This is a genomic window from Microbacterium sp. I2, assembly GCF_051364985.1.
Classification (GTDB): domain Bacteria; phylum Actinomycetota; class Actinomycetes; order Actinomycetales; family Microbacteriaceae; genus Microbacterium.
This window is the reverse complement of sequence record NZ_JBLWIH010000020.1, coordinates 1-8291: the sequence shown is the minus strand read 5'-3', so window position 1 is coordinate 8291 and position 8291 is coordinate 1. Positions and strand designations below refer to the sequence as shown.

7 protein-coding genes are annotated in these 8291 nt (G+C 70.8%); all 7 read right to left on the bottom strand.

The window, feature by feature from the left end:
• Positions 1-639 (bottom strand): acetylglutamate kinase (gene argB, locus ACLKM7_RS15515; protein ID WP_436448064.1); only part of this gene is annotated, 639 nt, incomplete at its 3' end.
• On the bottom strand, positions 636-1793 hold the full coding sequence (gene argJ / locus ACLKM7_RS15510) for a bifunctional glutamate N-acetyltransferase/amino-acid acetyltransferase ArgJ (protein ID WP_436448063.1): 1158 nt from the start codon (positions 1791-1793) through the stop codon (positions 636-638). The genes argB and argJ, both read right to left, overlap by 4 nt.
• Positions 1790-2863 carry an N-acetyl-gamma-glutamyl-phosphate reductase gene (argC, locus tag ACLKM7_RS15505; protein ID WP_436448062.1) on the bottom strand — a complete coding sequence of 358 codons (1074 nt, stop codon included), beginning with the start codon at positions 2861-2863 and terminating at the stop codon, positions 1790-1792. The genes argJ and argC overlap by 4 nt, the downstream gene beginning before the upstream one ends.
• Positions 2864-3196: 333 nt before the next feature.
• Positions 3197-4177 carry an NAD-dependent epimerase/dehydratase family protein gene (locus tag ACLKM7_RS15500; RefSeq protein ID WP_436448061.1) on the bottom strand — a complete coding sequence of 327 codons (981 nt, stop codon included), beginning with the start codon at positions 4175-4177 and terminating at the stop codon, positions 3197-3199.
• Between the two features lie 68 nt (positions 4178-4245).
• Positions 4246-6762 carry a phenylalanine--tRNA ligase subunit beta gene (gene pheT / locus ACLKM7_RS15495; RefSeq protein ID WP_436448060.1) on the bottom strand — a complete coding sequence of 839 codons (2517 nt, stop codon included), beginning with the start codon at positions 6760-6762 and terminating at the stop codon, positions 4246-4248.
• Complete coding sequence (gene pheS, locus ACLKM7_RS15490) at positions 6762-7811, bottom strand: phenylalanine--tRNA ligase subunit alpha (RefSeq protein WP_436448059.1); 1050 nt, start codon at positions 7809-7811, stop codon at positions 6762-6764. Before pheS ends, pheT begins: the two co-directional genes overlap by 1 nt.
• A gap of 49 nt (positions 7812-7860) precedes the next feature.
• The coding region (locus ACLKM7_RS15485) for an ABC transporter permease subunit (protein WP_436448058.1) at positions 7861-8291 on the bottom strand (431 nt) is incomplete at its 5' end.

The window sequence follows — 8291 nt, the reverse complement described above, 5'->3', positions numbered from 1 at the left end:
CTTGGCCGCGCCGAGCGCCACCGCAAGAGCGGATGCCGCGGCATCCGCATTCACGTTGAGCGAGTGACCTGGGTGGTCGAGGTCGGGCGCGATGCTCGAGACGACCGGGATGCGGCCCGCCGCGAGCTGGTCGAGCACGGGCTGCGGGTCGACCTCGACGACGTCGCCGACGCGGCCGAGGTCGTGCTCGACGCCCTCGATCACCACGCCTCGGCGGCGGCCGCCGAACAGGCCTGCGTCTTCGCCGCTGAGCCCGGTCGCGACCGGGCCGTGCGCGTTGATCTTCGACACCAGCTGCGGATTGATCTGGCCGGTCAGCACCATCCGGACGACGGAGATCGCCTCCGTCGAGGTGACGCGGTAGCCGCCCTTGAACTCGCTCGGTATCTCGAGGCGGTCGAGCATCGACGAGATCTGCGGGCCGCCGCCGTGAACCACCACGGGCTTGACCCCGACGTAGCGCAGGTATGCGATGTCGGCGGCGAAGGCATCCTGCAGCTCTTCCGAGACCATCGCGTTGCCGCCGTACTTCACCACCACGATCTGCTCGCGGAAGCGCTTGAGCCACGGCAGCGACTCGATGAGCGTGACCGCGCGGGCGCTGGCCTCGCCGGGATCCGTGTCTTGCAGGTCTGTCATGAGGAGTACGCGCTGTTCTCGTGGACGTAGTCGTGGGTGAGGTCGTTGGTGAGGATCCGGGCGGACGCGGTCCCCACCTTGAGGTCGATCATCACCGCGGTGGCGCGAGGAGTCAGGTCGACCTCTTCACGCGGCCGATCGGGCCCGCCGGCGGCGCACACGCGCACGCCGTTCATCCAGACGTCCACGTCGTACGGATCGAATGCCGCCTGCGTCGTGCCGATCGCAGCGAGCACCCGGCCCCAGTTGGGGTCGTTGCCGAAGATCGCCGCTTTGAAGAGGTTGTTGCGGGCGACCGAGCGGCCCACCTCGAGGGCGTCCTCCTCGGACGCCGCGTTCTGCACGAAGATCGTGATGTCGTGGCTCGCGCCCTCGGCGTCGCCCTGCAGCTGCTCCGCGAGGATCGTGCAGATCTCGGCGAGCGCCTCGCGGAAGGCGTCGGGGTCGGGCGTGATGCCCGACGCGCCGCTGGCCATGAGCGTGACCTGGTCGTTGGTCGACATGCAGCCGTCCGAGTCGAGCCGGTCGAAGCTGAGGCGGGTGGCGTGCCGGAGGTGAGCGTCGGCCTCCTCGGCGGTGAGCACCGCGTCGGTCGTGATCACCACGAGCATGGTGGCAAGGCCCGGCGCCAGCATCCCGGCGCCCTTGGCCATGCCGCCGATCGTCCAGCCGTCCTGCGTGTGCGCGGCGCGCTTGGGTCGAGAGTCCGTGGTCATGATGGCGAGGGATGCTGCTTCCCCGCCGTCCGCCGACAGCTCGGCGATGCCTTGCGCCGTCCCGGCGAGCACCTTGGCCCGGAACTCCTCGTCGCCGGTGCCGATGAGTCCGGTCGAGCACACCAGCACATCGCCGGCGCTGACCCCCAGCAGCTCGGCCGCCTTCTCGGCGGTCTGGTGCGTGGTCTGGAAGCCGAACGATCCGGTGAAGCAGTTCGCCCCGCCCGAGTTGAGGACGATCGCCTCGACCACTCCGTCCTGGATGGCCCGCTCCGACCAGATGATGGGATTCGCCTTCGCGCGGTTGCTCGTGAACACCGCAGCGCCGACCTTGAGCGGTCCGCGGTTCACGACGACGGCGACGTCGGGCTTGCCGGTCGATTTGAGGCCGACGGCCACTCCGGCCGCTTCGAAACCCTGGGGCGCGGTGACGCTCACGGGGCTACTCCGTTCACAGTCAAAGCCGTGCCCTCGTCGAGGCCCAGCGCGATGTTCATGGACTGCACGGCAGCGCCGGCGGTGCCCTTGGTCAGGTTGTCGACCGCCGTCACCACGACGACGCGGTTGGCGGCGCGGTCGATCGCGAGCCCCATGAGGGCGGTGTTGGCGCCGAGCACGTCGGCCGTCCGCGGGAATTGTCCCGCCGGAAGCAGCTGCACGAACGTCTCGTCGCCGTATGCCGCTTCCCACGCGCCGCGGATCTGGTCGTCCGTGACGCCCGGCGCGATCGGAGCCGACGACGTCGCGAGGATGCCGCGCGCCATCGGGACCAGGACGGGAGTGAACGAGATCCGGATGCCGCGGTCCGGGGCATCCGTCTTCGCCTCGCCCGACGGTCGGGCCGCGACGAGCGCCTGCCGGATCTCGGGAATGTGCCGATGCGTGCCGCCGACCGCGTAGGGATTCGCGCTGCCGAGGATCTCGCTGGCCAGCAGATTGGCTTTGAGGCTCTTACCGGCGCCCGACGGACCGACCGCCAGAACGGTGACGATGTCGCCCGGGTCGATCACGCCCGCTGCGACACCCGGTGCGAGGCTCAGGCTCACTGTCGAGGCGTTGCAGCCGGGGGCTGCGATGCGGGCGGCGCCCACGAGTCGTTCGCGCTGCTTCGCACCCGCGACCGGCAGCTCCGGAACCCCGTACACCCATGGCTCGTGGAAGTCGCCACCGTAGAACCGATCCCAGTCGGCCACGGACTCGAGCCGGTGATCGGCACCGGCGTCGATGACCAGTGGTGTGTCGCCGAGCGCGTCGGTGTACTGCCCGGACTGGCCGTGCGGGAGGGCGAGGAAGACGATGTCATGCCCCGCGAGGATCTCGGGCGTGGTGTCTTGCAGAGTCAGATGAGCCAGCGACCGCAGGTGCGGCTGGTGCTGGATGAGCGGCTGTCCCGCGTTGGAGTGCGCGGTCACGGTGCGGATCTCGACGTCGGGATGCGCGGCGAGGATCCGCAGGATCTCGCCGCCCGCATAGCCGGATGCGCCGGAGACGGCGACCGAATATGTCATGGATTCCACCTTAGAGTCTGGGTGCGGGGGCCGGAGACGGCGACGCCCGCTCGCAGACGTCCATGACAGGACGGCGTACGGGGTCGCCTAGAGTCGGCGCTCGCCCAGGTGCCGGGAAAGGCGGAGTCGCGGTCGGCGCGCGGGAGCGGCGCTCGGAACGAGCGCTGCGAGAACCTGGGCCGCCGAAGGCATGCGCCGACCCTAGCGGCCCGGTCGAGGCATCCGCAAATCCTCCTCGCGCCGCCATCCCGTTTCGAATCGCGCACTTTGCACCTCCGCGGCCACGCGGCGTGCAAGTGAGCGATTCGAAAGCCGAGAGCGGCGGACGCGGGTTCAGCCGGCGAGTTCCGCCAGCAGCGCGAGCTCGTCGGCGCGCGACAGCCCGGCCCGCCGGTCGCGGTCGAGTCCGCGCGCCCGTTCGTCGTCGAGCGTGCGCCGCAGGGTCTCGGCGAGGGGACGAAGCCTCCCGCCGAGGAGCCGGTACACCGCGTTGGACCGCGTCCAGAACCCGGGCATGTCGGGAGGCAGCCAGAGCGGCAGCGATCGAGGACCCGCCCAGTGGGCCACCTCGCGCTCCTCGAGCCATGCGTCGGTAGCCACGACGGTCGCGCCCGCATGCCCTGCCACGCTCCGCGCCTCGCCGAGCAATGCGTCGAGCGCCACCGGATCGCCGACGGCATTGACCACGCCGGTCCATCGTTCCCGGCCGAGGGCCTGCGCGAAGTCCGCGAGGTCGTCGACGTCGATCACCTGCGCTCCCCGGCCCGCGACGTCCGGCACGAGCACGTCGCCGACCGCGGCGAGCGCGAAGCGCCCCACCCAGTAGCCGAAGCGATCGGTGGGATCCCCCGGGCCCACGATGAGCCCCGGACGCACGATCGCCGCGCGCCCCCCGAGAGCGGAGCGGACGGATGCCTCGGCCTTCGCCTTTGCTCGGCCATAGTCCTCGTCCTCCCCCGGGCCTGCAGGCGTCAGCACGGCGGCCGACTCGCCGGCGCCGGGCTCATCGTGGTCGGCGTACACCGACACGGTCGAGATGTAGGTCCAGTGCTTCGCACGGCCCCCGAGCGCCTCGAGCGCCCCGGCCACGTGCACCGGATTCGACGAGATGTCCACGACCTCGTCCCACTCGCGTCCCGCGACTCCGTCGTACGCGCCGACCACGTCGCGGTCGCCGACCACGAGCGTCGTCCCGTAGGGAGCGGGCCTCCCACCACGGGCGAGGCACGTGACGGATGCTCCGGCGTCGGCCCACCGCTCAGCGATGCGCCCGCTCACCCAGCCCGTACCACCCAGCACCAGCACGTCGGTCATGGCATCAGCCAACCAGACAGGCGGGCCCACGGCATCCGGATCCGCCCTCGGCGGAAGGCGCCGCGCGCCTACTCGCGCAGCGCGGCGCCGAAGCGGTCGGCGGCCGCTGCCACGCCCGCGAGCTTCGCCTCGGTCGCCTCGGCGGCGGTGAGCGTGCGGTCGGATGCGCGGAAGCGCAGCGCGAACGTCAGGCTCTTGGCACCCTCAGGCACGCCCTGGCCGCGGTAGTCGTCGACGAGTCGCAGCGACTCGAGGAGTTCGCCCGCGCCGTCCACGAGCGCCGCCCGCACGTCCGCGGCCGGCACGTCGGCAGGCACCACGAGCGAGACGTCCTGCGTGGCGGCCGGGAAGCCCGACAGCGACGCCGCGACGACCTTCTCGCCCGCGAGCGAGAGCACGAGGTCGAGGTCGACTTCGGCAACGACGACGCGGCCGGGAAGATCGGATGCCTCGGCGACAGCAGGCAGCAGCTCTCCGACATAGCCGACCTCGGTGCCGGCGACCGACAGCACGCCCGTCCGGCCGGGGTGCAGCGCGGCGCGCTGCCCTTGTGCCACGTCGATCGCGACACCGGCGGCACCCGCGATCGTGCGCACGGCGTCGAGCGCGTCCGAGAGCTCGGCGGCGACCGGCGCGACGCCCGGCTGCTTGGCGACGAGATTGCCTGCCAGCAGAACCGCGACGTGGCGGTGCTGCGGCGGGATCGACCCGTCGAGCTCGGCCAGCGTTGCGGCATCCGGCCTCACCGCGAGCGGCGGCACGTGTGGCGTGCCGTACGCCACGCCGGGCTTGGGCAGGAACACCACGCCGGTCTCGAACAGCGCAAGGTCGGTGAAGCCGCGCGACACGTTGCGGTGCGCCACCTGCAGCAATCCGGGGATCAGCGACCGGCGCAGGAACGGCGCTTGGCCGTCGAGCGGATTGGCGAGCTTGACGCTCGGCAGGCGCGCGCCCGAAGGGGATCCGTGCAGGTCGTTCTGCTCCTCGGTGGTGAACCCGAACGAGGGCGTCTCGATGTAGCCGGCGGCAGCGAGCGCGTTCGCGACGCGACGACGGCCCTGCTGGGCGGCCGTCAACCCGCGGCCCGACGGCGGAAGCGGCAGCACGGACGGGATCCGGTCATAGCCCTCGATGCGGGCGACCTCCTCGGCGAGCGTCCACTTATCGGTCAGGTCGGGTCGCCACGACGGCGGGATGACGTGCCAGCCGGCGGCGTCGTCCTCGGCTTCGACGACCTCGCAGCCGATGAGGCGGAGCGCGCTCTCGATCTGCCCCGGCGTGTAATCGACCCCGATGAGGTGCGGCACGAACAGCGGCGGCAGCTCGATCCCCGCGACGAACACCTCGGCGAAGACCGCACCGCCGTACTCTTCGTCGCTGGTTGCGCCGGCGTACTCGACCATGAGATCTGCGACGCGGCGTGCGGCGACGAACGGCACGAGCGGGTCCACGCCGCGCTCGAAGCGGCGAGATGCCTCGGACGGCAGCTTGTGCCGGCGCGCGGTGCGCGCGATCGAGACGGTGTCGAAGGTCGCCGCCTCGATCAGCACGTTGCGGGTGGTGCCGCTCATCTCGGTGGCGCCACCGCCCATGACGCCGGCCAGGCCGATCGGGCCGGAGTCGTCGGTGATGAGCAGGTCCTCGGGGTCGAGTGCGCGCTCCTTGCCGTCGAGCGTCTCGAGCTTCTCGCCCACGCGCGCACGGCGGACGGTGATGCCGCCCTGGAGCTTGTCGAGGTCGTACCCGTGGATCGGCTGGCCGAGCTCGAGCATGACGTAGTTGGTGATGTCGATCAGGATGCCCAGCGAGCGGATGCCGGCCAGCGTCAGGCGCGCGATCATCCAGGCCGGCGTCGGCTTGGTCGGGTCGACGTCGCGCACGACGCGGGCGACGAACTCCGTCGCCCCGGCACGCCCGCGGATCGGAGCGTGGTCATCGATCGAGATCGGGAACCCCGATCCGGGCGCGACCTCGTCCCACGGACGGTCGGCGGGATCGCGGAACGCCGCGCCGGTCGAGTGCGAGTACTCGCGCGCCACGCCGCGGATCGACAGGGCGTAGCCGCGGTCGGGCGTGACGTTGATCTCGACCGCTGCGTCGTCGAGGCCGAGCAGCGCGATCGCATCGGTGCCGACGGGGGCGTCGATGCCGAGCTCGACCAGGCGGAGGATGCCGTCGTGCTCCTCGCCGAGGCCGAGCTCGCGCGCCGAGGCGATCATGCCGTCCGAGACGTGCCCGTAGGTCTTGCGCGCGGCGATGGGGAAGGGCCCGGGAAGCACAGCGCCCGGCAGGGTCACCGGCACCTTGTCGCCGACGAAGAAGTTGCGCGCGCCGCACACGATGCCGCGCACTCCCCCGTGCTCCTCGCCGACGTCGACCTGGCACCAGCGGATCGTCTTGCCATTGGACTGCGGCTCCTCGACGAACTCGACGACCTCGCCGACGACGATCGGACCCTGCAGTTCGAAGCGGTGGACGTCCTCTTCTTCGAAGCCGACGCGCACGAGCGCCGCGAGGACGTCCTCGGGCGTGGCTTCGGCCGGGAGGTCGACGTACTCACGCAACCAAGAGAGCGGGACGCGCATCAGACCACCATTCCGAACTGCTCGCTGAAGCGGACATCGCCCTCGGCCATGTCGCGCATGTCCTGGACGTCGCTGCGGAACATGAGCGTGCGCTCGATGCCCATGCCGAATGCGAAGCCCGAGTACTCCTCCGGGTCGATCCCCGCCGCGCGCAGCACGTTGGGGTTGATCATGCCGCAGCCGCCCCACTCGATCCAGCGCGCACCGCCCTTGAAGGTCGGGTGCCAGAGGTCGAGCTCGGCCGACGGCTCGGTGAACGGGAAGAAGTTCGCGCGGAACCGCGTCTTGGCCTCGGCTCCGAACAGCACCTTGGCAGCGTGGTCGAGCGTGCCCTTGAGGTGGGCCATCGTGATGCCCTTGTCGACGACGATGCCCTCGAACTGCGTGAAGACCGGCAGATGCGTCGCGTCGAACTCGTCGGTGCGGTACACGCGGCCGGGGCACAGGACGTACAGCGGCAGATCGCGCTCGAGCATCGAGCGCACCTGCACGGGGCTGGTGTGCGTGCGCATCACGAGGTGACGTTCGACGGGATCGACGAAGAACGTGTCCTGCATCTGGCGCGCCGGGTGGTCGACGTCGAAGTTGAGGGCGTCGAAGTTGAACCACTCGTGCTCGAGCTCGGGACCCTCCGCGATTTCCCACCCCATGCCGACGAAGATGTCGCCGATCTGCTCCTGCAAGAGAGAGATCGGATGCCGCGCCCCGACGCGCGCACGAGAGGCGAGCGCCGTGACGTCCACACGCTCCGATTCGAGCCGGGCGGCGGTCTCGGCGGCGGCGAGCTGCTCCTCACGGGCCGAGAACGCCTGGTTCACACGGGCGCGGGCCTGGCCCACGAGCTTGCCGAACTCGGCCTTCTTCTCGTTCGGCACGTCGCGCAGGCGGGAGTTGAGCTTCGCCAGCGGCGAGCCCTCCCCGGCGTGTGCGGAGCGTGCGGCCTTGAGCGCCGCGGTGTCGTCGGCAACGGCGATGGCGGCGAGCGCATCGTCGACGGCGGCGGTCACCGCCTCGGGCGCGATCTCGGTGTTCTGGGGAGCGTCGGACACGAGAGACGAGTCTACCGACGGCCGGGGTACCGGCCGTCGCTCGGTCCGACTACATGCGGTGAGAGCCGGCCGCGGACGCGGTCGCCTCGATTCGCAGCAGTGTCGCCGGATTCGTCGGATCCTCGCCCTTTCCGCGACGGACCTTGCCCCCGCCGCTCGCCGTACGACGCGCGAGCCAGCGGGCGAACCAGGACAGCAGCAGGTTGATCGTCAGGTAGATCGCGAGCGTCACGACGAACAGCGAGAACAGGTATCGGTTGCCGTAGAAGCTGCCGAGGTTGTTGATGTTGTTCCGGATGATCTCGTTGTAGCCGACGATGTATCCGAGCGACGTGTCCTTGAGCAGCACGACCAGCTGCGCGACGATGATCGGCAGCATCTGCCGGAACGCCTGCGGGAACTCCACGAGCATCTTCGACTGGAACTCGCGCATGCCCACGCTGAGCGCCGCCTCGCGCTGGCCGCGCGGCAGCGCGGCCA

Excerpts from the sequence above, each read along its gene's own strand:
- pheT (WP_436448060.1), bottom strand. The coding sequence starts at position 6,762 with ATGCGCGTCCCGCTCTCTTGGTTGCGTGAGTACGTCGACCTCCCGGCC.
- argC (WP_436448062.1), bottom strand. The coding sequence starts at position 2,863 with ATGACATATTCGGTCGCCGTCTCCGGCGCATCCGGCTATGCGGGCGGC.
- ACLKM7_RS15500 (WP_436448061.1), bottom strand. The coding sequence starts at position 4,177 with ATGACCGACGTGCTGGTGCTGGGTGGTACGGGCTGGGTGAGCGGGCGC.